General features: G+C 37.5%; 21 protein-coding genes and 1 tRNA gene. 4 read left to right on the top strand and 18 right to left on the bottom strand.

Annotated features, from left to right (window positions below; translation table 11 throughout):
* Positions 1-351: 351 nt before the first annotated feature.
* The 3 genes from glyA to fdhD form a co-directional block, all read right to left on the bottom strand.
* A complete protein-coding gene (gene glyA, locus H592_RS0118315; protein ID WP_028870058.1) occupies positions 352-1,617 on the bottom strand; it encodes a serine hydroxymethyltransferase in 1,266 nt (421 codons plus the stop codon).
* Positions 1,618-2,013: 396 nt separating this feature from the next.
* On the bottom strand, positions 2,014-4,317 hold the full coding sequence (locus H592_RS0118310) for an FdhF/YdeP family oxidoreductase (RefSeq protein ID WP_028870057.1): 2,304 nt from the start codon (positions 4,315-4,317) through the stop codon (positions 2,014-2,016).
* A 28-nt stretch (positions 4,318-4,345) separates the two neighbouring features.
* Complete coding sequence (fdhD, locus tag H592_RS22775) at positions 4,346-5,191, bottom strand: formate dehydrogenase accessory sulfurtransferase FdhD (RefSeq protein WP_051369257.1); 846 nt, start codon at positions 5,189-5,191, stop codon at positions 4,346-4,348.
* A 361-nt stretch (positions 5,192-5,552) separates the two neighbouring features.
* Here fdhD and H592_RS0118300 point away from each other — a divergent pair, with 361 nt between their 5' ends.
* Together H592_RS0118300 and ettA are read left to right on the top strand one after the other, a co-directional pair.
* The gene (locus H592_RS0118300; protein WP_028870056.1) at positions 5,553-6,503 is read left to right on the top strand and encodes a bile acid:sodium symporter family protein; all 951 of its coding nucleotides are present in this window, start codon (positions 5,553-5,555) and stop codon (positions 6,501-6,503) included.
* A gap of 396 nt (positions 6,504-6,899) precedes the next feature.
* Complete coding sequence (gene ettA / locus H592_RS0118295) at positions 6,900-8,579, top strand: energy-dependent translational throttle protein EttA (protein WP_028870055.1); 1,680 nt, start codon at positions 6,900-6,902, stop codon at positions 8,577-8,579.
* An 85-nt stretch (positions 8,580-8,664) separates the two neighbouring features.
* Here ettA and H592_RS0118290 read toward each other — a convergent pair whose 3' ends face one another.
* The 10 genes from H592_RS0118290 to tyrS all read right to left on the bottom strand — a co-directional run bounded on the left by H592_RS0118290 (position 8,665) and on the right by tyrS (position 19,732).
* Positions 8,665-9,264, bottom strand: a complete 600-nt coding sequence (locus H592_RS0118290) for a PEP-CTERM sorting domain-containing protein (protein ID WP_028870054.1) — start codon at positions 9,262-9,264, stop codon at positions 8,665-8,667.
* Positions 9,265-9,842: 578 nt separating this feature from the next.
* A complete protein-coding gene (locus H592_RS0118285) occupies positions 9,843-11,003 on the bottom strand; it encodes a cytochrome-c peroxidase (RefSeq protein WP_037072145.1) in 1,161 nt (386 codons plus the stop codon).
* A gap of 1 nt (position 11,004) precedes the next feature.
* Positions 11,005-11,913, bottom strand: coding sequence for a sterol desaturase family protein (locus tag H592_RS0118280; RefSeq protein ID WP_028870052.1), 909 nt, complete (start codon positions 11,911-11,913; stop codon positions 11,005-11,007).
* On the bottom strand, positions 11,903-12,904 hold the full coding sequence (locus H592_RS0118275; RefSeq protein ID WP_028870051.1) for a hypothetical protein: 1,002 nt from the start codon (positions 12,902-12,904) through the stop codon (positions 11,903-11,905). Before H592_RS0118275 ends, H592_RS0118280 begins: the two co-directional genes overlap by 11 nt.
* Positions 12,901-14,349, bottom strand: coding sequence for a di-heme oxidoredictase family protein (locus H592_RS22770; RefSeq protein WP_156916156.1), 1,449 nt, complete (start codon positions 14,347-14,349; stop codon positions 12,901-12,903). Before H592_RS22770 ends, H592_RS0118275 begins: the two co-directional genes overlap by 4 nt.
* Before the next feature lie 179 nt (positions 14,350-14,528).
* The gene (locus H592_RS0118265; protein WP_211235689.1) at positions 14,529-15,860 is read right to left on the bottom strand and encodes an imelysin family protein; all 1,332 of its coding nucleotides are present in this window, start codon (positions 15,858-15,860) and stop codon (positions 14,529-14,531) included.
* 86 nt (positions 15,861-15,946) lie between these two features.
* Positions 15,947-16,828: an FTR1 family iron permease gene (locus H592_RS0118260; protein ID WP_028870049.1), complete on the bottom strand. Its 882-nt coding sequence runs from the start codon at positions 16,826-16,828 to the stop codon at positions 15,947-15,949.
* A gap of 3 nt (positions 16,829-16,831) precedes the next feature.
* Positions 16,832-17,248 carry a cupredoxin domain-containing protein gene (locus tag H592_RS0118255; protein WP_084296328.1) on the bottom strand — a complete coding sequence of 139 codons (417 nt, stop codon included), beginning with the start codon at positions 17,246-17,248 and terminating at the stop codon, positions 16,832-16,834.
* Positions 17,249-17,744: 496 nt separating this feature from the next.
* On the bottom strand, positions 17,745-18,449 hold the full coding sequence (locus H592_RS0118250; RefSeq protein WP_051369255.1) for a hypothetical protein: 705 nt from the start codon (positions 18,447-18,449) through the stop codon (positions 17,745-17,747).
* An 11-nt stretch (positions 18,450-18,460) separates the two neighbouring features.
* Complete coding sequence (gene tyrS, locus H592_RS0118245) at positions 18,461-19,732, bottom strand: tyrosine--tRNA ligase (protein ID WP_028870046.1); 1,272 nt, start codon at positions 19,730-19,732, stop codon at positions 18,461-18,463.
* 154 nt (positions 19,733-19,886) lie between these two features.
* On the opposite strand from tyrS, the gene mtnN reads away from it, so the two are divergent.
* Both mtnN and H592_RS0118235 read left to right on the top strand, forming a co-directional pair.
* Positions 19,887-20,582, top strand: coding sequence for a 5'-methylthioadenosine/S-adenosylhomocysteine nucleosidase (gene mtnN, locus H592_RS0118240; RefSeq protein ID WP_028870045.1), 696 nt, complete (start codon positions 19,887-19,889; stop codon positions 20,580-20,582).
* A complete protein-coding gene (locus H592_RS0118235; protein ID WP_028870044.1) occupies positions 20,582-21,568 on the top strand; it encodes a cobalamin biosynthesis protein in 987 nt (328 codons plus the stop codon). The genes mtnN and H592_RS0118235 overlap by 1 nt, the downstream gene beginning before the upstream one ends.
* Positions 21,569-22,102: 534 nt before the next feature.
* On the opposite strand, the gene bamJ is transcribed toward H592_RS0118235, so the two are convergent.
* From bamJ to H592_RS0118210, 5 genes are all read right to left on the bottom strand, one after another.
* Positions 22,103-22,717: a BamJ family beta-barrel-assembly machinery protein gene (bamJ, locus tag H592_RS0118230; protein ID WP_028870043.1), complete on the bottom strand. Its 615-nt coding sequence runs from the start codon at positions 22,715-22,717 to the stop codon at positions 22,103-22,105.
* Positions 22,718-22,870: 153 nt separating this feature from the next.
* Entirely contained in the window at positions 22,871-23,431 is a 561-nt protein-coding gene (locus H592_RS0118225) for a bifunctional adenosylcobinamide kinase/adenosylcobinamide-phosphate guanylyltransferase (protein ID WP_028870042.1), read from the bottom strand.
* A gap of 66 nt (positions 23,432-23,497) precedes the next feature.
* Positions 23,498-23,588: transfer RNA gene (locus tag H592_RS0118220), tRNA-Ser, on the bottom strand.
* A gap of 216 nt (positions 23,589-23,804) precedes the next feature.
* Positions 23,805-24,776 carry an SdiA-regulated/phytase-like domain-containing protein gene (locus H592_RS22765; protein ID WP_037072142.1) on the bottom strand — a complete coding sequence of 324 codons (972 nt, stop codon included), beginning with the start codon at positions 24,774-24,776 and terminating at the stop codon, positions 23,805-23,807.
* Positions 24,777-25,186: 410 nt separating this feature from the next.
* Positions 25,187-25,441, bottom strand: a complete 255-nt coding sequence (locus H592_RS0118210; protein ID WP_028870041.1) for a DUF4282 domain-containing protein — start codon at positions 25,439-25,441, stop codon at positions 25,187-25,189.
* Between the last annotated feature and the right edge of the window lie 407 nt (positions 25,442-25,848).

Here is a 25,848-nt window from a genome sequence, read left to right as displayed (position 1 = left end):
ACAAATAAAGCAATAGCGGAAAGAAAAATTAACAATAGTTAAACAACTGTAAATAAAGTAGTGATTCATAGTACGGACGTATCGTAGTTTTTAATCCTAAAACGTCTGTTCCGTTGGCAGTAAAATGTCAGCACTTTCCTTTTGAATCAATTTACTAACTTATTTTTTATAGATAATAAAGAAATGAATAAATCAACTCCTTCAATGCCCAACTAAAAATTAATTCTCAGCTAAACATTTTAAAAATACAATAAAAAATCCGCACTTGTTTAACAAGAGCGGATTTTAAAAAGTCGTTTATCAGTTATTTTTAAAGTCTAACCGATAAAGCGATTCAGATAAGCATCTAGTTTACGAGTAAACAGGGTGTTCAGCACAGAATTTAGCGACTTTCACTTTAACAGCTTCGATTGTTGCTGCTAGTTTTTCTTCATCTTTAATCGCATCAAGTACGTCACAGATCCAAACCGCTAGTTCAGCAGCGTCAGAAGTGTTTGCACCACGACGAGAGAATGCAGGTGTACCGATACGTAGGCCAGATGTAACAAATGGAGAACGTGGATCATTTGGTACTGAGTTCATATTCACGGTAATGTGAGCAAGACCTAGCGCAGCATCAGCTTCTTTACCTGTAATGTCTTGAGCAATCAAGTCAACTAGGAAAAGGTGGTTTTCAGTGCCGTTAGAAACAATTTTGTAACCGCGTTCTTGGAATACTTTAACCATTGCTTTAGCGTTGTCTAATACATTTTGTTGGTATTCTTTAAACGCAGGTTCAGCACATTCTTTAAATGCTACCGCTTTAGCAGCGATAACGTGCATTAATGGACCGCCTTGAGCACCAGGGAATACAGCTGAGTTTAATTTTTTCTCAAGTGCTGGATTAGCTTTAGCAAGGATAAGACCGCCGCGAGGACCGCCTAATGTTTTATGCGTAGTTGTTGTAACAACGTCAGCAAATGGTACAGGGTTAGGGTACAGACCCGCAGCCACTAGACCAGCAACATGCGCCATATCAACAAACAGGTAAGCACCTACTTTATCAGCGATTTCACGGAATTTAGCCCAATCAACAATGCCTGAGTACGCAGAGAAACCTGCAACAATCATTGTTGGCTTGTGTTCAACAGCTAGGCGCTCAACTTCAGCGTAATCTAAAACACCTGTATCTGGGTTGATACCATATTGAACAGCATTGTAAATTTTACCAGAGAAGCTAACAGATGCACCGTGCGTTAAGTGACCACCGTGTGCAAGGCTCATACCTAAAACCGTGTCGCCAGGTGCACATAATGCAGCGTAAACAGCACTATTTGCTTGAGAACCAGCATGTGGTTGTACGTTTGCGTAGTCTGCAGCAAATAAAGATTTAGCACGTTCAATTGCTAAAGATTCAGCAACATCAACATATTCACAACCACCGTAATAACGCTTACCAGGGTAACCTTCTGCGTATTTATTTGTTAATTGACTACCTTGTGCTTCCATAACACGTGGACTAGTGTAGTTTTCAGACGCAATAAGCTCAATGTGATCTTCTTGTCGTTGTACTTCATCAGTCATTGATTGCCATAACTCTGGGTCGTAATCAGCAATATTCATATCTCGGTTAAACATGTGCATCTCCTGCTAGGAATTGTAAGTATAAGTCAATTTGAAGTTGCGCATTTTACGCAATCTTTGTGCTATTGCATAGAGTAAATAGTGTGAAATGTAGCGAACATCAAATTGAATAAAAGTAATACTAATTAATTTATGTTAAGTGAAGATAATAAATACGTTTATTTAAATATGTGCTCACAATATTCTCTCTCTCTTAATTATGACAAAGCGTAAAAGTAATGAAAGCGACAAGATTAGATTCAGGCGTTAAATACTAATGCTAATAAGTGAAGGTTAAGTAATAAAAGTAATAAAATTAATAGGTAAGGTAAGAAGTACTAAAAAAGGTTATTAACGTATCGCTAATAACCTTTTGCTGTTTTATCAGCCCCTCAATTCGGGAAAAACAGTTTATACGATACGCTCAGGTAACGGATTTTTAGCTGCGCTGATCACTATAGCAATCGATTTTGAGTTAGGCGTGAAGGTAAAATCACCATAGTTAGCCAACGCCACTAAAGGATTTGCTTCCGGATAATAAGCGGCAGCGTTACCCGTCGGAATATCATAGGCAAGCAAAGTGAAATTAGTCACTTCTCTCACTACTTCATCTCCCCAGAGCGCTTCAATATCGACTTTATCACCGGTTTTTAATCCTAATGCGGTTATGTCATTTTCGTTAAGAAGAATAATATTACGATCACCACTTAAACCACGGTATCTATCTGTGAAACCATAGATAGTGGTGTTGTATTGGTCGTGAGAACGCAGTGTTTGTAACACAAAAATACGGTTTTTAGTTAACGCACGTTGCGATGCTGAAATAATAGCATCGGGTAAAGGTGCACTATGAAATTGTGCTTTGTGGTCGCTTGTATTCCATTCTCGTCGCCCAGCAGCATTACCTAAATAAAAGCCACCAGGTGCTTGTAAACGTTGGTTCATATCGCTAAAGCCGGGAATAGTTTGGCTAATATAGTCGCGAATAAGATCATAGTTTTGAACTGTATCTAACCAATTAATTGGAGAACTACCCAATGTTGCTTGCGCTATGCCAGCAATAATTGCAGGCTCAGAACGCATTTGTCTAGTGTCACTTTTTATCACACCTTGCGAACTGTGCACCATGGAAAATGAATCTTCCACTGTGATTTGTTGAGATTCACCCGCCTGTAAATCGATATCTGTTCGGCCTAAACAAGGTAAAATCAACGCAGATTTGCCTGGGTATAAATGAGTTCGATTAAGTTTAGTCGCAATATTAACGGTTAAATCACAGCGACTCATAGCTTGGCGTGTGATCTCAGAATCCGGCATTGCCGCCACAAAGTTCCCACCTAACCCAATAAATACTTTGCTGTCACCACGCAACATCGCTTCTACTGCTTGTACGGCATTGTGCCCATGCTCTGCAGGAGGTGTAAAGTTAAAGGTTTTTTCTATGTTATTAAGTAGCGTAGCATTAGGTTTTTCATCGATGCCCATGGTGCGGTCACCTTGCACATTAGAGTGACCACGAACAGGACATAAACCGGCCCCTTTTTTACCAATATTACCAAACAACAATTGTAGGTTGGTCATTTCGTTGATCGTAGGCACTGAGTGCTTATGTTGGGTGATCCCCATTGCCCAAGTGAAAATAACACGTTTTGCTTGTTGGTAAATATCTGCCGCTGATTTTATCTGCTTTTTAGATAAACCTGATTGCTCAGTAATTAATGACCAAGGCGTTGCATCTACTTGCTCTAAGTAAGCATCTAAACCACTAGTATGCTGTTCAATAAATTTAACATTGAATACATGATCACCATTTTCAAGTGCTTGGTTATGACGTTTTAACAAGACTTTAACTATGCCGCGCACGGCAGCCATATCACCACCCAAATTAGGGGTATAATATTGACTCGTCAGCTTCGTTTCACCACCAAGCACCATATGCGCTGGTGATTGAGGATTAGCAAAACGTTCTAAACCTCTTTCTCTTAAGGTATTAAAGGTCACAATACTGGCACCGCGTTGTGCAGCATGGCTTAAGGTATGTAACATTCGAGGATGGTTGGTTCCTGGGTTTTGACCGAACACAAAAATAGCATCGGCATGGTCAAAGTCTTCTAGCGTTACTGTGCCTTTACCAACACCAATACCCTGCTTTAATGCATAACCACTGGCTTCGTGACACATGTTTGAGCAGTCAGGAAAGTTATTAGTGCCAAACTTTCTTACCATTAACTGGTATAAAAAGGCAGCTTCGTTACTTGCTCTGCCAGAGGTGTAAAATTCTGCTTGGTTAGGGTTTTCTAAGCCATTGAGGTGCTGTGCAATCAATGAAAAAGCATCATCCCAACTAATTGGTACATAACAATCTGTTTCTGCTTGATACAGCATAGGATCAGAAAGCCGGCCCTGGTCTTCTAAATAATAATCACTTTGTTTACGTAAGGCAGACACACTATTCTTAGCAAAGAATCCCGGTGTTAAACGGCGAGAAGTCGCTTCCCAGTTAACGGCTTTTGCGCCATTTTCACAAAAGCGAAAACGTTCTTTTTTGCCTTCTTCACCCCAAGCGCACCCCGGACAATCGAAACCATGATCTTGATTGGTTTTGAGTAAATTTAAGACGTTTTTTGCTACGTTCTCACTGTGTAATAAATGTTTGGCTGTACTTGCAAGTGAACCCCAACCACCAGCTGCTGCTGTATATTTTTTAACACTCATAATGCCTACCTATCATTTGTAATGGTTATTAATGTTGTTTTTGTAAACGAAAGTCACCGTGGTAGACATTAAAAGTATGCTCACTGACAAAGCCTATTAAAGTGATGTTAAATTGTTTTGCTACTGCTATGGCTAAACTTGAAGGTGCGCCTATCGCAACGACCACAGGAATCTTTGCGGCAACCGCTTTTTGCATAAGTTCGAAACTGATGCGTCCACTGAGCATTAAGATAGATTGATTAGCAAGCTTACTCTGTGTCAATAAATCACCAATCACTTTATCCACTGCATTATGTCGACCCACATCTTCTTTCACTGATAAGCAGGCTTGCAAAGAGAATATGCCAGCACTGTGAACACCACCCGTTAAAGAAAATAAAGACTGTTGCTGCCGTAATTGCGCTGAGAATGTAAGTAAAGCAGAGACTGGTACCCACTGTGGCGTTTCATCGATAGTGACATTAAAAGTATGCGCTAGCTTCTTCACATTACTGGTGCCACAAATACCACAGCCTGAATGGCTAATAAAATGTCGCGTTAATGATTCCCAATCTAACACAACCGATGCTGCTAAGGTAATGTCACATTGATTAAGTTCAGAACTAATAATTGATTGAATTTGATCTGCATGCTCGATAACTGCATGCGATAATAATAATCCAGTCACTAACGAAGCATCATCTCCGGGGGTTCTCATGGTGACCATCAAGGTTTTTTCAAGCAGTTCACCAGTTTCCTGGCATGTCCAGTGCAATACGATATTGAGAGGCTCTTCACTAATCACTAAATCTTGACTCAAATGCATCTCAAAGGAACCACCCTCTGCTAATCGATAACGTTGCCGATTAACAGTTTGGTATGGTTTTGTGCTCATTGATTCACCTTAGCGATTGCTGTTTTTGTTAATTGATATGCTGATAATTGAAAACGTTGAGACGGGCGTCTAACTCATTCAAAAGTAAAATATTTTACAAGTTGAAAAGTAAATAACGATTCAGAGGAGGTCTTTATAACATATTTTTTACAATGATTTCAGCAATAAAATTTATTTTATTAAAAATATTTATAGCATTGAAAAAGCATCAATAAAATTTGCTTTTTAACATTTAATTAACCTCCAAAAGCACTTAAAATTTTGTTGGTGTACAACTAAACATATACGCTTTTAAATTTTATGATAAATTCATCCCCCCTATTTCATTAATAAAAAACTAAATAATTATAAAAGGATTTAAATGTTGAACAAACTAATCAAGCTATTTCCCGTTTGGGCCATTCTTTTTGCTGGCGTCGCTTTTTTATCTCCTCAACTTTTTGTTGGTATAAAAAGTTATATTGTTCCACTACTGATGTTGATTATGTTAAGTATGGGCCTGACATTAACACTACAAGATTTTAAAAACGTCATCAATAAGAAATCAGCAATCGGTGTTGGCATGTTATTGCAATTTACTATTATGCCAATCACAGCTTTTTTAGTGTGTTACTTTTTGCAATTAGACACCGAATTAACTGTCGGTATGATTTTAGTGGGTAGCGTTGCAGGTGGCACATCATCAAACGTAATGTGTTATTTAGCAAAGGGAGATGTTGCATTATCAATCACCATGACCGCGTTATCAACATTAGTTGGCGTGGTGTTGACTCCTGTCATCAGTGGTTTATTAGTGGGTCAAAGCGTGGACTTCCCTATGTTACCGATCTTTATTAGTTTACTTAAAATAGTGGTGTTACCGATTGCTATTGGTATCTTGATAAATTCATTTTTAAATAAACAAGTACAAGCTATCTCTTCTCTATTACCGCTTATTTCAATGCTATCAATCGTGATAATTATTGCTATTGTGGTTGCACTAAACGCGGGTAAATTAACAGATGTCGGTCCAATTGTGATGCTAGCAGTGATTATTCATAACAGCATCGGCCTATTTTCTGGCTACTTCATTACCAAGTTATTAGGGTTTGATGAAAAAACCAGCCGTACCATTGCCTTTGAAGTAGGTTTACAAAACTCAGGTCTTGCAGCTGTTTTAGCAATGAAGTTCTTCTCGCCTGCTGCCGCAATCCCTGGCACAGTGTTCTCGCTATGGCACAATATTTCAGGGTCTATTCTATCTGGATATTGGGCTCAGAAAGGCCTAGAAACAGAAGAAAAAATAACGACCGCACCAGTAACAGAGTCTTAATAAACTCAATATTTGCTTGTTAGCATCCACAATAAGACCGCAATAGGTCGTTAGGATAGGCTAAAAAGTAATATCAAAATAAGGTGATTCCGTATCTTAGTTAAATTACGGAATCATTATTTCTTTTACCAACACTGAAAATACCTTAACTACTACGCCCACCCCTTTATTAGCCTTCTTCTTTATCACACTGCTAAATATGCAGATGCTAAACTTTATAGTGTGAAACTTAGAGTATTAAACAAGGCTGGCAGTTAACCATTAATGTTCAAATGTTTGAACATTAATGCGCTTTGGTTATTTTTGATGGTCTAAGCCATTACCATCGGTTGCTTGTTGATTAGTAGATACTCTACAATAGCTCTCAATTATTTTATTCATTATAAAGGATCCACCATGGCTCAACCATTGCCTGATAAGTTCATTTATTCTATGTCTCGCGTTTCTAAAATAGTGCCACCTAAGCGCACTATTTTAAAAGATATCTCATTAAGCTTTTTCCCTGGCGCTAAAATCGGTGTTTTAGGTCTGAATGGTTCAGGTAAATCGACCCTGTTACGCATCATGGCCGGTATCGACCAAGAATTTGATGGTGAAGCACGCGCATTAACCGGTACTAAAATTGGTTATCTTGCACAAGAGCCAACATTAGATCTTGAAAAAAATGTCCGTGAAGTCGTCGAAGAAGCAGTTTTTGAAGTTAAATCTGCGTTAACAGAGTTAGATGCGGTTTATGCTGCATACGCAGAAGAAGATGCAGATTTTGATGCGTTGGCTAAACGCCAAGGTCAACTTGAAGATATTATTCAAGCACATGACGGACATAATCTTGATAATCAATTAGAACGTGCTGCCGATGCGCTACGTTTACCAGCTTGGGATCAACCGATAAAAGTACTGTCTGGTGGTGAACGTCGACGTGTTGCGTTATGTCGTTTGTTACTTGAAAAACCAGACATGTTATTACTAGACGAACCAACCAACCACTTGGATGCGGAATCTGTTGCTTGGTTAGAACGCTTCTTACATGATTATGAAGGAACTGTTGTGGCGATTACCCATGACCGTTACTTCCTAGATAATGTAGCAGGTTGGATCTTGGAATTAGACCGTGGTTACGGTATTCCATGGGAAGGTAATTACTCGTCTTGGTTAGAGCAAAAAGATGAGCGTTTAAAGCAAGAAGCAGGACAAGAGAAAGCACGCCAACGCCAAATTGAACAAGAACTGGAATGGGTTCGTTCAAACGCGAAAGGACGTCAGTCTAAAAGCAAAGCACGTTTATCTCGTTTTGAAGAACTTAATAATCAAGACTTCCAAAAACGTAATGAAACCAATGAGCTATTTATTCCAACAGGCCAACGTTTAGGTGATCAAGTAATTGATGTTAATAACTTAACTAAATCATTTGATGGCCGAGTGTTAATTGATGATTTGAGTTTCAGCATACCTAAAGGGGCGATCGTCGGTATTATCGGTGCCAATGGTGCAGGTAAATCTACATTATTTAAAATGTTAGATGGCACTGAAAAACCAGACTCTGGTGAAATAATCATTGGTGAATCAGTGCAAATGGCCAGTGTTGATCAGTTCCGTGACCACATGGATGATAAACTCAGCGTATTTGAAGAAGTCTCTGGTGGTAGCGATATTATCCAAGTGGGTAATATTGAAATACCAAGTCGTGCTTATTTAGGTCGCTTTAACTTTAAAGGGTCAGACCAATCTAAAATCGTAGGTGATTTATCAGGTGGTGAACGCGGACGTTTACATTTGGCTAAACTGCTTAAGTCTGGCGGTAACTTATTGTTACTCGATGAACCAACCAATGATTTAGATATAGAAACATTACGTGCACTTGAAGATGCCCTACTTGGCTTTGCAGGTTGTGCCATGGTGATTTCGCATGACCGTTGGTTCTTAGACCGTATTGCAACGCACATCATTGATTACCGCGATGAAGGTAAAGTAAACTTCTATGAAGGTAACTACAGTGATTATGAAGCGTGGTTGAAGAAAACTTTTGGTGCGGCGGCGGTTGAACCACATCGAATAAAATACAAACGCATTAGTTAAGATAAACTGCAAACATAAAAAAACCATTCAATATTGAATGGTTTTTTTGTATATCAGTTATCACGCAAGTTACTAACAGTTGTAATTATACCTGTTTTCTACGGCGGCTAGCAATCAATCCAACTAATGCAACAGCCAATATACCTAATGAAGCAGGGCTTGGTACAGATGCAGGATTTGAAACAGATATATTTTTCACTATTAATGTTGAATTTTTAAAAGTATCACCAACATTAAATACACCAATGGTATAAGTTAACCAACCAGATTCTGCTGCTGTCCAAGCAAAGTTGCCTGTTGTATAATCTGGGGTCGACGTATCAGCAAGCCAATCTAGACTACCTAAGCTCAAGTTAACAAATGCAAAATCGTTATACCGAATATTTGAAACCTCATCACTCCACCATTTCCAATCAAACGAAAAAGTTGAACCTGCATCAACTGCTACGGTATTTTGATAAGCAGATCCTGATTTTGCACTGCCCGTAGTAAGACTATTAAAAGCACTCTTATCGATAGCTGTAAAGTTAGCAACGTTTTTCTTACTGTCCCCATGAGCAGAGCTTATTATTAAATTATCATTCTTTGAAAATCCTGCATAACCAATACTATTAGTACTAATCACTGTTGCTTGCGCAGCTACAGAAAATAATAATGGCACCAAAATTGAGATTATTTTTCTCATTAACACATTCCTTTTTAAATTAAACAGGTAAAAATCTACCCATAAAGAGATAAAAGCACAAACCATGCCACTTCATAAGCGACTGATTTAATACTTATTTCATTTAAAATTAAAAAACCATTAAATTAAATGTAAATTAAATCGACGAAATAAGTTTCAAAACAACTAAAAAATGGCAATGTTTAGTTAATAATACGGGAAAACAAAAAATACACATATAAAATCAATAAGATAATGCAAAATAAGCATTTAGAATAAAATGTAAAATAATTCGACGTATTGGTGGAATTTGAAGTGAATCAAATATTGATACTAAGTATTTTTATTAAGCTCTACTCGAAACTTAGATTCAAATAAGCAAAACGAGTCAGCCGGTAATATTTTAGATTTAACTTATCAGTATTTCAAATACATGTGTGTGGTTTTAACAATGACAGTCTTAATGAATGAGATTTATTGATGCCTTGTTATATAAGCAATATTACTTCAAGGAGGAGATATAACTTTGATTTACCAAAGGTGCTACATTCATAGGTATTAATGTAGCAGCTTTGGTATCAGTAAGTAGTAAGAATTTTTTATTTCGAGTTATTATCAAGCATCAATAAATGCTCGTAACGTTTATCAGTTAATATTTTCATGAAAGCCACCAAGGCATCGATTTTACGATCAGTTAATGCATGTGCGCTAAGATCTTCTTTGTCTACTGTAGAAGGTACTTCTGGCGCTCGCCAAGGTTTACCTGTTTCAGGATTAATAGACCGTTCAACGTTATTATAATGGTCATAGAACTCCATCACCGTTCGCAACTCTTTAAACACACCATTATGCATGTAAGGTGCTGTTACTGCGACATTACGTAACGACGGATTTTTAAACTTACCATCATACTTTAAGTCATCAACCGCTGGGTTCTCTAATAAACCGTGGTCAATAAAGTCCTCTTGGATATGGCCTAATGCAATTAATTGAGCATTAGAAGGCACACCTATATTACGATACTGATGATTAGTAAACGGCTCTTTAGGGCTATCTTCGGTTTTTAACATATGGCAACTATTACAGTTAACGTTATTATTTGAGAAAAACAAGGTCCGACCTAGATCTTCTAATACCGTTAGATCATATTCACCTTTTAAAAAGCGATCATATTTACTATCGTAAGTCGCAAACTGTTCTGTATTTTCAAATGCTTGTAATGCATTAGCAAAGCCTTGAAAAGCTGGCAATACAGCCTCTGTAGATGAAGGATCAAAGACGTTGTCACCGTATAAACGTTTAAACGTAGACACATAAAATGGATTTTCTTTAACACGTTCAACTAATGTTTTGGCATTAGGCAAGCCCATTTCTACTGGGTTTAATGGTGGCCCCATGGCTTGATCTGCTAAGGTATTGGCACGACCATCTAAAAATTGTCCTCCAACATATTCTTTTAACACCTGATCAAAATGAAACGACGGAGAGGTACTTGAATAGGCTGCCATGGGCGTATTTCGTGTACCGAGAGATTTACTATCATCACCTAATGAAACCATAGCAAGACCTACGTTTTCACGTTGGTCACTAAAACTGTTTGAAGGATCATGGCAAGTCGCGCATGACATAGTGCGGTTAACAGAAAAATTAGGGTCAAGAAACAAGATCTGCCCTAATTGTGCTTCGGTCATTTGCTCTGCAGCGTTAGCTACGTTTGTGCAAGTGATTAATACTAATAAACAATAAAATATTTTTTTCATTTCAATTCCGTCTAATACTTCTGTAAATATCAAAAAATGGCTGAATAATAATTTTTATAATGCCATCAAATTTTTCCCTTTTACCACATCCCAAACCAAATTTTTGGTCTATAGGCACGTCTTTTGATAACCTTAATGTTCCAAATACCCAGTCCCAAAGAGCGAATACACTGCCTAAGTTTTTGTGTATGTTTTTCTGTTGATGGTGAACTTGATGTTGTGCTGGCGATATTAATAAACGTTCTAACCAACGCCCATAACTCAGACGAATATGGCTGTGTCTCAAGTTACCAGTAAAAGAAAATAGAATGACAACAAAGGCATTCCCACCTAATACCGAATAAAGATTAAGCCGTGCGCCAAAACAAAAAACAAAGATCCCCGTCACCACACCAGCAACCAATGCATTACGTAATGCATACAGCATAATTTCTACCGGATGCAAACGATAAAAGGTCAATGGATTCAATGATTCAGCACTATGATGTACCTGATGAAACTTCCATAACCAACGATTGGTATGCAGCCAGCGATGCAACCAATAGCGGCTAACATCACCGAGCACGAATAAACTTAGGGTATACGCCACCATAATATCGCGATAATACCAAGATAAAAATAAAGGCTCCGATACCGAATTCAACCAATTCAATGTCCATAGGGCAACGGTGTTCGCTGACAACAGAACAGGCACAATAAACAGTGCCTTGAATATCCAATTGAATACAAAATAACGGTAATCTAATTTTGAGTCAGCATTAAACCAATAAGCCTTTAACGTGGGTGCTGAAATTGCCCCCACTTTAAAGACATACCAACCAATTGCGATGACAGTACTAACAATAAGGTAACCCCAGAATATGCGGCTACTGCCATTCATGAATAACGCTAAGGGTGTATCAATCGCCATCTGCATCAATTAAATTCGCCGATACGCCAATTTGACTCACTAAGTGTCTGTAAAAGGCTTTTTGAACATCTAACAATCCCTGAAATATTGGGATCATGTCATTTAAATTAAAGTTATGATCAACAGGTGTATTTTTATAAGCTTCCAATGAAGACGCTAACGCCACTTGCACAGCATGAATACCTTCTTTACCGTGCTTTTCATAAGCAATAGTCGCTACATTCGGTTGTTGATCTTCACCTAAAAGTTGCTTGTTAGTTTCTAAAATTCCACCGATAAATGCCCAAGATGCTTCACTGTATGGGTATTGTTGATGCTCAGGTTTAGTTTCACCAAGATTGGCTTTAGTTAACCCACTCACTTGTGCAATACGCCAATCTCGTGTTTTATAAATATGCTCAATCTCAGCATTTACCACTAATGACAACCCTTTGTCGACATCAAAAAGAAACGCATCACGATTGGCTTTATAGCCCTCACTAATTTGTGTAAATCGTTTACACACGTTGGCAACCATTACTTCAGCAAACTCTTTTCTGCGTTCCGACCATTCACCGCTGAACATTACCGAGTCTATAGCGCCCATGGTTTTATAAGAGTTTTTATACAAGGCGGTCGAGGGTTTTGAATCACGCCCTATTAAACGTTCAATACTTTCATGGATATCTTCATTGCCGCTGTGGAAGTAATCAATCATCAACGGGTAATCCATGGCATTCATATCATAGTCACCAAGAATGTAACTTGCTTGGACTCGTCCCCAGCCTTCAGCCAGTTGCACAAATGCTTGGTGGCGCACATCACTTGATTTGCTTTCTAAAGACGTTTGTAAATCTGCACAATATTGCACTGCGTTATTCGCATTGTGTTGAATAACGTTGTCATAAATAGAAGCATAAGGGTCTTTCACCACTGTATTATTCTGGTCTGCATAACTTAGAGCAGGTACGCTCAGTAAACAAACCAATGACAGGGGGGTAAAAATTTTCATATTTGCTCCAGAAAGTGTAACAAGGCCAAACGCTCAGTTTGGTCTAATTTAATAAATGTTGATTTAGCTGTTTCAGCTTCTCCACCGTGCCAAAGAATCGCTTCTTCCGGTGTTTTCGCTCGTGCATCATGTAAAAAACGATGTTGTGCGCGAACACGTGCCCCTACTCCCCATAAAGGCGCAGTACGAAATTCTCGTTCAGTTGCGAGAAACTCTGGCCGTCCATCTTGTAGTGCCTCACCCATATCGTGCAAGAGTAAATCAGAATAAGGGTGAAATTCAACTCCTTTAGTCGTCGTTAATGTTGAGCGATGGCAACCGCCACAACCGACTTCTTCAAATAATGCTTTTCCTTGACGTGCGGTGGTATCTAACGCAATAGATTGAGGTGCTTTATGGTCACGAATAAAAGAAGCAATGGCTTGTAAACGCAACATAGGTAAATCTAAACTACCTAATCTTGTTTGATCGCCTCGAGGTGCAGCAATGCAGTCAGCTTGTGCTGGTTGGCAAAGTTCTTCAGGGAAAAAAGGATTGGTTAGACCCAAATCATGCGCAGCGGCATTGGCAGTTTGCCCAACAATATTAGGTGCACTGGCTTTCCAATTCATACGCCCTAATATTTTTTCAGCTTGATCGGGTGCGTTTAACCAGTTTGCACGACCACTAATACCGTCTTTGTTCTTATCAAGTGGGTCTTCCCATGCAAGTATTTGTTCATTTGAAACTTGTTCTATTAATCTTAAACCCGCTAATGTAGGCGGTTGTCTTAGTGCAATTACGGTGTCTTTCGCTAACGGTCCGTAGGCTAATTTTTCCAAATAAGGAATAAAACGAGTTAACGTAAGTGATTGACCATCAGGATAGGTAAAAGAATGAGATTCAGTCTTTAATCTTGTTTGTGCTTCTGGTTTTACCTTGCCGTTGCCTCTGATTGACACTTGGGCACCGTAAACGGGATCAGGCACACTATCGTGCATTGGCGTATCAAGATTATTCACTAACCAACGTAATGAATGTTTACTCGGCTGTGTTAACTTAAACACTAAACTACGTAATGGTTGGTTTTTGTCGCTGATGGTTGGCGCACTGCCGTTATCATTGTGGCAACTGACACAAGTGTTCGAACTAAAATGAGGGCCTAATCCATCTCGTGCCGTTGTGGCACTGGGTGCTTCTACCCATGGAATAGTGAAAAAGGAACGGCCAAGAATATACTGATCAAATTCGCTATCATTCATCTTAATCGGATGAGAAAAAGGTTTACTGTCACCCGCATGAGTAAATTCATCTGCATTGATATTACTTGTCGTCTTATTAGTCGTCTTGTCCGTAGTATTGTTAGCACTGACGTTCGTTTCGCTATACACAAAATGACTAGAGGCCAGAAACAAAAAAATACTCCGGAGAAAATACTTCGCAACCTTACTGCTTTTACTTTTCATAAAGCACTTTTCATCAATCACTTTCAAAATGAATTACACCTATCTTTGTTTGTTATCTATATACATTATTTATGTTCGTTGTCATTCAAGGTATCGTTGGAATGACAAACGCCACTAACCGAATCCGGTTAGTGGCGTTTTTAATGATCAGCTGACTGTATCACTACAGTAATTCCGCTTTAGAGTTGTGTTTCTTCAGCGTCTGTAACATCATTTGTTGTTAGTGAAATACCGTATGCTTTAGAAACAATGACCATTTGGTCACCTAAACGACGTAATTGGTTTTTGAGCGTGACAATATTTTGTACACTTTCTTCGTTTTCTGGACGAATTTGGTAATCAAAGTGCATCGTCGTGGTTGCTAATCTGTTGATGGTAGCAATACGCGTTTCGATATCAGCCATTAATTCAGCAATTTCAGCTTGCTCTTCATCAGATACGTTATCGATAAAAGCAGGACCTACTTTCTTGCCTTTGTATTCACCTAATAATACGTTTTTAATACCTTGATAGTTCAATGCAATATCACGATGTGTATTATCAGAGAAACATGAATGCTCATCTTCTTCACTTGGCGTTAATACTGCAACAGCAATACGTTCGTTAGCTAGCTCTGATTTAGAGAAGACACCCACACCTGCAAAAATTTGTTTTAGTGACGTCGCTGTTTCGATGTTTTTAGATTTTTGGTCACCCGTTAACTTGTCTAATAAAGCGGCACGGTATAGACCTTTATCGCCACTTACGTTATCAGCCCAAGCACCCGATACAACAGATAGATCATCAACCATTTTTTCAGCAACCGCATTTAAGTAATCAAGACGACGCTTAGCAAACTTATCCGTTGTAAAATCAGTAAGTGGACGTTGACCAGCCGTCATCGCACCGTTAGTGACAGAATCTTCGATCATATTGTTATAATCTTGGTCTTGACCCCAAAGCATAAATTCAATCGCATGGTAACCAGCAGCAACATTTGCATCGCCACCATTTGTATTTAGTTCACCTAATACTGATGCTGTTAGTGTTGTCACATCAACAGCAGTCACGTCTTCACCACCCGGTGTAAACGTACCTTTAGTATCGATAATATTACCGCTTGTGCGTTTGTTGTTTGCATCAATGGTGTAATCGATCATGTTTTCATCTAAAGGCCAAGAATTTAGCTCGCCTTCAACACCACCGTAAGTTTCAGCTACCCAACCACTTTCTGCATCGATAGGACCATTTGAAAGGCGGAATATTTCAGTCGTACCGTAGCTTTCGCGAGAAACTAACCAAGCATCTTTGGCAGCTTGTAACGAGGCTTTAGTTGGTTTTTTTGCAAAATTGCTGATCGCAACTTGTAGTGCTTTTGCATCTTTAACCGCGTCTGAATAGTTAACAGATGCAATGCTTGCATAAGTCGATAACGTCGCTAATTTATCACTTTGTGAAACAGCTGCTTGGCTTGGTACAGAAAAAGCTAATACAGCGCCAGCGATAATAGTACTTAAAATTGTTCTTTTCACTTTGATACTCCTAGATACATTAAAAATTATAAGTTTTAGATTAATAAATTAAGAAAACTTTTTATTTTTTGCTTCCTGCAATTTAATTAATTGTTGCTAACTGCGTTAACGACGTTTTGTGTAATGGGTTTATTCTTTTCACGAGACTGCCATTTAAGTAACAGTAATACGGCCACCCAAAAAGTACTTAAGATCATCAGATCCCAACCAATAGGTTGTGAGCGATAAGCAAATAATGAAGCCAATAAATTACCTAATACTGAGCTATCACTTAACACACTGGTCATATCCCACATGTTGCTATACATCCACGCCGGCAATTCAGTTGCGCCTAAAGGACCACTTAATAGTTTTTCTGAAGCCGCTAAAAACAAAGCTGAGCCTAAGAAAAGCAACATAATTTCAGTCACTCTGAAGAACCACTTCCATGAAATAAAGCGTCCGCCTAGTTGCAAGGCATAAAACAAAATCATCGCCAATGCCAAGCCAATAGACGCCGCCATGAAGAAACTCATATAAGAGGCAAAAGAATCTAGCTGTAAAAGAGAACCATAAAGGAACATCACTGTTTCAGAGCCTTCACGCCCCACTGCGATCATCGCTAGGAAGAACACACCCCACCAATTCTTTTCACCGCTCAAGTTTGTTTCTAATCCACTTTCAATTTCTTGCTTTAACGTGCGACCGTGAACGCGCATCCACATAACCATCTGGACAATTAACGCACTCGCAAAGGTCAACATTCCAATTTCAAACCAAGTACGTGCTTCGCCACCTAAAATATCTGTCACACCAATCAACGTTAATGTGAGCAATGTTGCTAGCCCGAATCCAGCTACTATTCCGGCAAACAACCATCTTTTTCCTGTTTTGGCATCCTGCCTATCATTCATCCAAGCATACAGAATTCCAATTACTAAGAGCGCTTCAATGCTCTCTCTGCATACGACAAATATAGTCTGGCCCATTTTTTATTCCTTACCTTTTACTATAATTTTACCCAGCGTTGTTGGTGCAAAGTCGTCAAAATAATCATAAGTACCAATATCTAAAGGAATGATAACTACGCTTGTTTCTGCTTTCATAAACAAGACTTTTTCTTGACGTAACTGATTACTTTCAAATTCAGCCGGCTTATTACCGATATTACGAATTACGATACGAAATCTTGTTTTTTCTGGCACCACTAATTCAGCAGGAATTAAGTCACCATCTTTCATTTCAACAAGGTAAGTTTTTAATTTGGTATAACGGGGATCATTCAACTCAACGCTAAAACCATCGGCGTCTTTTTGTGAACTAATTGAAATATCGCTTGCTGAAGCAAACGAGTTAGCAGCGATCACTGCGATAAAAGAAGAAAAAAATAAATTACGAAAAAATTTCATTGATAATATCCAAATATCAGGTTAAAAGATGAGGTGAATAACCCCAACTTCGTCATTTTTGTTAATGTCGCGCAGTATAAAATAATAAAATACCATAATCAATAATAACTATCATTACTATTTACATAAATAATAGTAATCATTCTTATTTGTGTAAATCACCTGAAGGTACATTGATTAAATATCAATCACCGATACCGTTAAATGCGCAGGTGAACTGGAAAAGAAAAATTTTGAGGCAAATTAAGGTGGCTCTTTAGAGACATAAACATTGATTATTGTAAAAGGAATAAGACGTTAAACATGAAGGTAGTGGCGCTATCATGATAAATAGTGATGCTATCTGCTATGATTGAGCTTAGAAAAAAGCAAAAAAAAACCTGAAAATAATTCAGGCTTTTTATAAGCAATCTACTCATTAAATTAACCAGTAAATTACACAGTACCTTATCATTTAAGATACTGTTTAACTAATTTATAACTTATGGTTTAGTTTTTAAAAAGCAAAAGTAACGTTAGCGGTAAACTCTTCATCATCATTAGCACTTAAACTAACACCAAATGTATCAGACAATTGTGCACCGGCATCAATAGTTGCAGTCCACTGGTTAAAATTAACGCCCTTCATGCCGTGCGCATAAGTAGGTGTAATACCAACCCAAAAACGGCGGTCAAAGCTATAACGGGTTGTCGCATCAAATTTTACATAGGTGGTGTCTTGCATGTGGTTTGCCCACATAAAACCCACACTTATTTTAGGATAAAAATTTAAACGATTATTTAAGTAACCAAGTTTAGCAAACACGCCGGCAGAGGTATCATTCACATCATCATAATTTGTATGGTCTATACGAATATCTTTATCCCATGTGCTATCAAAAGTAACACCTGATTTAGAGGCAGAATTTAACAACAGATAATTCACTTCATAAAAATCAAAATCTTGTTTGGCTGCAACGGTAAAGCTGTGTTTATAAACACCACTTAAATAACCTCCGTATGTAGCTGATAAATCAATACCTTCATTACCACCACCAATACTCGCATTGGAGTAAACCGCGGTCGGGTCACTCATATCAACCCAAGTGTCAGTATTATCAGCTGCGATCGCTGATAAAGAAAATGCACTAACTAATGAGCCGATTGATATTTTCACAAAAGCCTGTTTAATATTCTTTTTTGAATCGCTTTTAAAGTTCATATTATTCACTTTTATTTCCAGATAAATAAGTTAAATAAACGCTTACCACGTTTTATTAATGTGTAACGAGCAAATAAAGCATCTATTTTTTCAATAGTTGCTTCTGTATCGGTGACTTTGTCACCATTAACCATTACAGCACCATTATTAACAAATTCGCGGGCCATTTTATTCGATGCCGCTAATTCACAACTTGTTAATAATTCAACAATAGAAGCACTGTCTGTTGTCACTTCAGTTGCTGGTAGTCCATCCTGCGCTAATTGCGCTAAATCAGACTCGCTTAAACTGCTTAAGTTCCCAGAAAATAATGCTTCGGTAATACGCTCAGCCGATGCTAAGCCTTCTTCACCATGCACTAAACGTGTTACTTCACGCGCTAAAATAGCTTGGCCCTGTGGACGACCTTTGATTGTTTTATCTGTCTCTTCTATTGCTGCAATCTCTTCAATCGATAAGAAAGTAAAGTAGCGTAAAAATTTGTAAACATCAGCATCTAGGGTGGTGATCCAGAATTGGAAAAATGCATATGGAGACGTTTTAGTTGGGTCTAACCAAATAGTACCAGACTCAGTCTTACCGAACTTAGTGCCGTCTGCTTTAGTCACTAATGGCATAGTAATACCAAACACTTTTTCTTGATTCATACGACGAGTTAAGTCGATACCGCCGGTAATATTACCCCATTGGTCAGAACCACCTATTTGTAAGGTACAGGCTTTTTCTTTATTCAATGCTGCAAAATCATAAGATTGTAATAACATGTAGCTGAATTCAGTAAATGAAATACCTGCACCTTCACGGTCAATACGTTGCTTTACAGATTCTTTTTGGATCATCGCATTAACACTAAAGTGTTTACCCACATCACGTAAAAACGAGATGCTATCCATTTTACCAATCCAATCTAGATTGTTAACGACTTCAGCCGCATTCTCTTGCTCACCAAATTCAATAAAAGCACTGACTTGCTTTTTAATTGAATCAACCCAGTTACCAACAATCTCGTCACTGTTTAATTTACGCTCTGCCGCTTTAAAGCTTGGGTCACCTATTAAACCGGTTGCACCACCTACTAAAGCTAACGGTTTGTGCCCTGCTTGCTGGAAACGTTTAAGGATTAATAGAGGCACTAAGCTACCAATGTGTAAACTATCAGCAGTAGGATCAAAGCCACAATACAAAGTACGACTCGCACTGGATAGATGTTCATGTAGTTCTTCGTCTGCGGTTGTTTGGGCAATTAGGCCACGCGCTTTTAAATCTTCGAGTAAGGCATTCATTTACTTTTTCCTAGTTTGCTAGTTTACTGCTGATAATATAAATAATTATGCGAGATTTTACACAGTTCGTCGCCACAAAAAAACCTTAGAGTGAAGATATAGCAAACAATATGTTAGCATTACCTTTTTATTAAGATAACAAAGAGAAAATCATATGAAAATAGGCATTATTGGGGCAATGGATGAAGAAGTTAGCATCCTAAAATCTGTGATGAGTAACGTAATCACCACAAAAGTCGCTGGTTGTGAATTTTACCAAGGTGACCTTAACGGCAAACAAGTTATTTTAACAAAATCAGGGATTGGTAAAGTAGCCGCAGCGGTAGCCACTACTTTATTATTAGAGAAATTTTCGCCAGATACTGTCATTAATACAGGCTCAGCAGGTGGTTTTGATCCTGCTTTAAATGTAGGCGACATCGTCATTTCAACAGAAGTACGTTTTCATGATGTAGACTTAACGGCTTTTGGTTACGAAATCGGACAAATGGCACAATTACCTGCCGCTTTTGAAGCAACACCAGCATTAATTGATGTAGCAGAACAAGCCGCGAACACGTTACCTGGTTTGAATATTATTAAAGGGTTAATTTGTACCGGTGATATTTTTATGGCCGACCCGACCAAAGCTGAGATTGCCCGTACTAATTTCCCTACAATGGCCGCTTGTGAAATGGAAGCCGCTGCGATTGCACAGGTTTGTTTCCAATTCTCAGTACCTTTTGTAATCATCCGTTCATTGTCTGACATAGCAGGTAAAAAATCAGAATTATCTTTTGAAGAGTTTTTACCCGTTGCCGCTAAAAACGCCTCTACATTAGTAGAAGCCATTGTAGATAGATTGAATTAATGGAAACCGCTTTAGCGCTATTTGAACAACACAGCATTTACTTCAGCTTTATTTTTGCTGCGCTGTGTTCGTTTTTCTTTTCACTGCCTACCGACCTTAATCCACTTTCGGCTTTTTCACTTATTTTTCAAGAGATAGGTAAGAAAGTGAATCTACCGGAACGCAATGATGGGTATAAGCGCTTAGCGAGTTTATTGGCATTTTCTATCATTTTTTTCCCCATTGTATTGATCATAAGTCAGCTATATTTAGTGGTTTATAAACCTTTTATTATCGACTTTGTTGTGATCTATGTGCTGTTATCTTGGCATGATAAAATACAAATTTATCAAAGCATTAGTCAAAATTTACAAAGTAATAACTTAGCTAGAGCAAAGTTATTACTAGCGCAACTTACTTTACGTGATACCAAACCGCTTTCGCTATTAGGCGTTTACAAAGCGATGATTGAATCTTTGGTATTACGTCTTGCTAATGGTTGGTTTGGTGTTATTTTTTGGTACTTAGCAAGCGGTATTTACGGCGCATTATTTTACCAATTACTCACAATATGCGCTCAGCAATGGAATTGTAAATTAGCTCAATTCAAAGTACTTGGGCAAATACCTTCTGTTATCACCACATTATTACAGATGCCCGTACATCTATTATTAAGTTTTACGTTTCCTCTCTACGATAGACCATTAACCGGAATCGTCACTAAGTTTAAACAAAGCTCAGATTGGCATCACTTCTCCTCTGGGTTGTTACTTAGTAGTTTTGCACTTAGTATTCAAACGCAATTAGGCGGGGTAAGGATCTATGAAACAGATAAAATTACATTTACTAAACTAGGTCATAATAACGCTCAAAACAGCACACCTGATTTAGAGACACTATCATTGGCAGCACAGCGCTTAAGTTTGAGTGCGTGGTTCTGGCTGCTCTGCATAACAGGCTATGAATTTTTACCACAATTGCTTGATTATTTTAGCGGCGGGTATTAACAGTCACTAACCTAAAGTAAACACAAAATAATGGATGAGTTGGTGATGGACAATCACTAAACTTAATCAATTTCAAGCATGTTAACTTGCAGCAATTAACGGACGTATTAATGTAAATTTTTTTCTAGCGGTATAAGAATTTAAGTTTTTCTATCGGCATAAGTATATAAAAAGCAGCGTTTAGTGATTAGAAAAACAGAAATATTTAACTAGGTACAATGTTATAAGTACTTTGATCGTTCCCCAATTAAATTATGCCATTTCGATAAAGAACAACTCATTTTCCCTGTTCAATATTGTTCATATACTAAGTTCAAGGCGTAAATTAAGCTAAATGGTTGTTCCCTTTACGAAAGTTACAACGAAGCAATAAGTTATTTTAACAAGTAAAATAGATCCGCTAATTAGTATGATTGGTATGATGCCCAAAGTATAAAATTCTCCTATAAAAAAACCCTTAGCGGATAACCGATAAGGGCTTTTCTGATTCAGCTAGCAGAGCATGCTAGTAGAATAATACTATCGATGAATTAATTATTTAATTGCTAATAATTCAACTTCAAATACTAATGTTGCATGCGGACCGATTGCAGCACCTGCGCCACGTTCGCCGTATGCTAAATCGGCAGGGATAGCTAGTTTCATTTTGCCACCAGGAGACATTAACTGTAGTGCTTCAGTCCAACCAGCGATTACGCCACCAACTGGGAATTCAGCAGGTTGACCACGTTCAACTGAACTGTCAAATACTGTACCGTCGATTAAAGAACCGTGGTAATGAACGCTTACTGTAGAGTCTGCAGTAGCTTTCTCGCCTTCGCCTTCTGCAATAACTTCATATTGAAGACCAGATTCAGTTACTACAACACCTTCTTTCTTTGCGTTTTCAGCTAGGAATGCTTCGCCAGCTGCGCCTAATACTTTAGCTTGCTCTGCCGCTGCTGCTTGCATACGTGCAGAAATCACTTGGAAAGCTGCTTGTAGATCTTCTTGAGAAACTTTACTTTCTGCGCCAGCAAAAGCATCAGCAATACCAGCAGAAACTGCTGAAATTTCTAGGCCTTCAAAAGGATTTGAAGCAAGTTGCTCGCCCATTTGTAAACCAATACCGTAACTTGCTTGTTGCTCTTGAGTAGTATAATCAGACATATTTTTTCTCTTAATATTATGAATTTTTGGGTTTCCCCATTCTGGTTAATTAATTATATGGGGAGCAATACTAAGATTTAAAGGGAAAAGTTAAAAAAAGTTAATTTTATTTTAAAAAAAAGCTAAATCGATTATTGAATGAACCTTTTTCAATTATTTAAGTGTTTGGGTGATACCTGCCGTTAATAAATAAACATGATCTGATGAGGCTGCAACTTGTTGGTTAAGCTCTCCCAATTTATCCGCATAACGTCTTTGTAAAGTTGTAGCACCGATTAAACCACAGCCAACTTCACCAGTGACAATAATAATGCTGCATTTAGCTGTCTCTAAAAATGCTAATAATTTTAATTGTTGCTGTTCAAAATTATTCAGGTTTTGTTGCAATGTACTATCAGCCGATAAATACCACCCTACCCACGTTGATAGACATTCAATCAAGACCACATGTTCTGAGGAATTAAGTTCAGTTAACACATCTAATAAATCAGTTTTCTGATAGTCTAATTCATAAGTTGCGATTGATTGTGTAAAACGAGATTGACGGCTTTGTTGGTGTTTCTTAATCCGTGAAATAGTTTCTTCACCAAAGGCAACACTGGTGGCGATGTAAGCAGGTTTTAATGAGGGTTGTTGCGTGATTATCTTATTGAGGAGGTTTTCAGCGGCATCACTTTTACCACTTCGTACGCCACCAATAAATAAATTAATCATAGCTACCTCGTTTGATTTTAATCTGTAACGAAAAAAGGCTTCTCATATGAGAAGCCTTCTTAAATGTGGCGGAGGAGGAGAGATTTGAACTCTCGGAGAGCTATTAACCCTCGCTGGTTTTCAAGACCAGTGCATTCAGCCGCTCTGCCACCCCTCCGCAGAACGAAATGAATAATATAGTAAAATAATTCGAGTGTAAAATAATTGAGCCTTAAAAAAGGTTAACTGTCGAATAAACCAACAGTATTAATAAATTATCCTCTATTAAGCCCTTTATCCATGAGAAAAAACAGCCATGATACTTTTGTGAGAATGCAGTTCGGAAAAATAGTGGTCACACTAGATGATTTAGGGCTGTAATTTATTACTCAACTCACTCTTCTATTTTTACAGATTCATCTTTTACAGGCTCATTTTTCCCATCGCTTTCAATTGCGTCAGTTTTAATTATTTTCTCTTTCTTAACGTTATCGAGTTGAATCATGTAATAGTTGCGCCCTATTCCATTGAATTCTTCATCAGTAAAAATAACCGTATTATTATCAAAAAATGTAACCGCTTCTTTTTGAGTAACGATTCCTAAATTTATTTTATAGGCATCACCTGAGAAAAAGTCATCACCTTGCCAATTTTCAAATAACCACAACCGCTCTGAATCCAATAAAATTAACTTAGTTCTATCAGGGCTCAATGCAGCGGACGTTATCCAGCAAAGCTCCTCTAAAGTCGTGCAAGTATTAAAGTTACTAATAAATTCGGCTTCATAGTTATCGGCATGGTCCCCTATCCGATATAAATTTGTATCACCATCGAAAGGTTTAGTGCGATTTTTTGAAAACATATAAAGATGTTTTTTGTAAAAGACAAAGGCTTCAAAATCAAAGTTTTTCTCTGAGGCTTTAGGGGGGTAATGTAATTGTTTTGGAAAGGTAAACTTAATGATTTCAGCTTCAGTCTCAGTGCCTTTAATATCAATAGGGCTTTCAATTTTATAAATAGTAAACCATTTTCGTATATTGTCATTGTTACCAAAATCGCCAATAAAAAAATGGCCAAAATCATCTTGAGTCATATCTTCCCAATCTAGATTTTTAGCATTAGTAATAGTAATACTTCGACTGACGCTGCCATCTTTTTCTATTTGATGTAATTGCGCAGTATTATCCCCGTCATTAATCCCCCACAAATTGCCATTTTTATCATATTCAATACCAGATATCTCTTTAAGTGAAATATCTAACGTGCCCACTTTCGAACTATAAAGCTGCTGAGTAGCGATCGTCGCCAGTATGACGACAATAATAATACTGACGAAAGCAATTGAATAAATAGATTTTTTTATCATTAAATACCTTACACAAGTAAATTAACTGACTAGAAGGATTAACTAAAAGGAGATACCTAAAGCGAAATAATTAAAAAAGCATAACGAATAAGTGCAATTACATTAGGCCTACTTTCTAAATTTCACACTGAAAAGTCATTTAATATAAATCGGAAATAGATATTTAAAAAAATTAAGCGACTGAATTAAAAGGTCTAAAGCAACAAAAAAACACTCTAGAGGACAAAATAGCACGTTGATTATATATGGTTCAATGTTAAAAATGCTAATTAGGTTTAACCAGGCTAAAATATTCTTACTCAATTAAGCTCAAGTAAATAGTATTCTGCATTTAATAATTTAACGAAACAAAGAAGGACGTTTAAAGGTGTCGATAAGCGACACCTATTTAGATCTGTTACTGGTTTTGCTTACTTATTAGCAATTTTCTGTAAGTTTTCGTGAATTTTAAATAAGACAATCAGTAATTCACACCAAATTCGTGCGCCAACAGCCCCGCCAACCATATATAGCATCCCCATTAGAAAAGTAAAAAATGTTAAACCTGAGTAACCACTAAACATAGTGATAACACCAGTGATGACTGCTGACAATAAAAGTAGCCAATATATAAATGTAATTATTTTAGGTGTTAGCATTGAATCAAAGAAAAATATATCTTTCACAGGTAAATCCTTTTTAATTAACTCCTGTCTATTTAGGTCAGGCTATGGAGTTATTATAAGCCCAATATTGATGATCTTATAAAACATCACTTTAACCAAGAAAAGCAGGGAAAGTTGATGATTTAAAAGCATTTATATATTACTTAACTTTAATATTAAGGCAATAAAATAATCACACAAAAATAAATTAAATAATTAATAATGAGTATTTAAAGTCGTAAACAGTTCATTAACACAGTTGAAAACAATGCAGAAATTATATTTTCACAATTAAGATTACTAGATGATCATTTTAATGAAGATGGTGCAGGAAAGAATTGAAATTTTTAATTGTTTGAAAATTTTATATTTAAAAAGCAAAAAAACACTTACAGTCATTGTTAGCTTTTTTCTCAATGTGGAAGATG

The sequence above is a fragment of the Psychromonas arctica DSM 14288 genome (assembly GCF_000482725.1).
Taxonomy (GTDB): Bacteria; Pseudomonadota; Gammaproteobacteria; order Enterobacterales; family Psychromonadaceae; genus Psychromonas; species Psychromonas arctica.
Note: the sequence above shows the minus strand (reverse complement) of the source record. Positions and strands in the feature narration are given on the sequence as shown.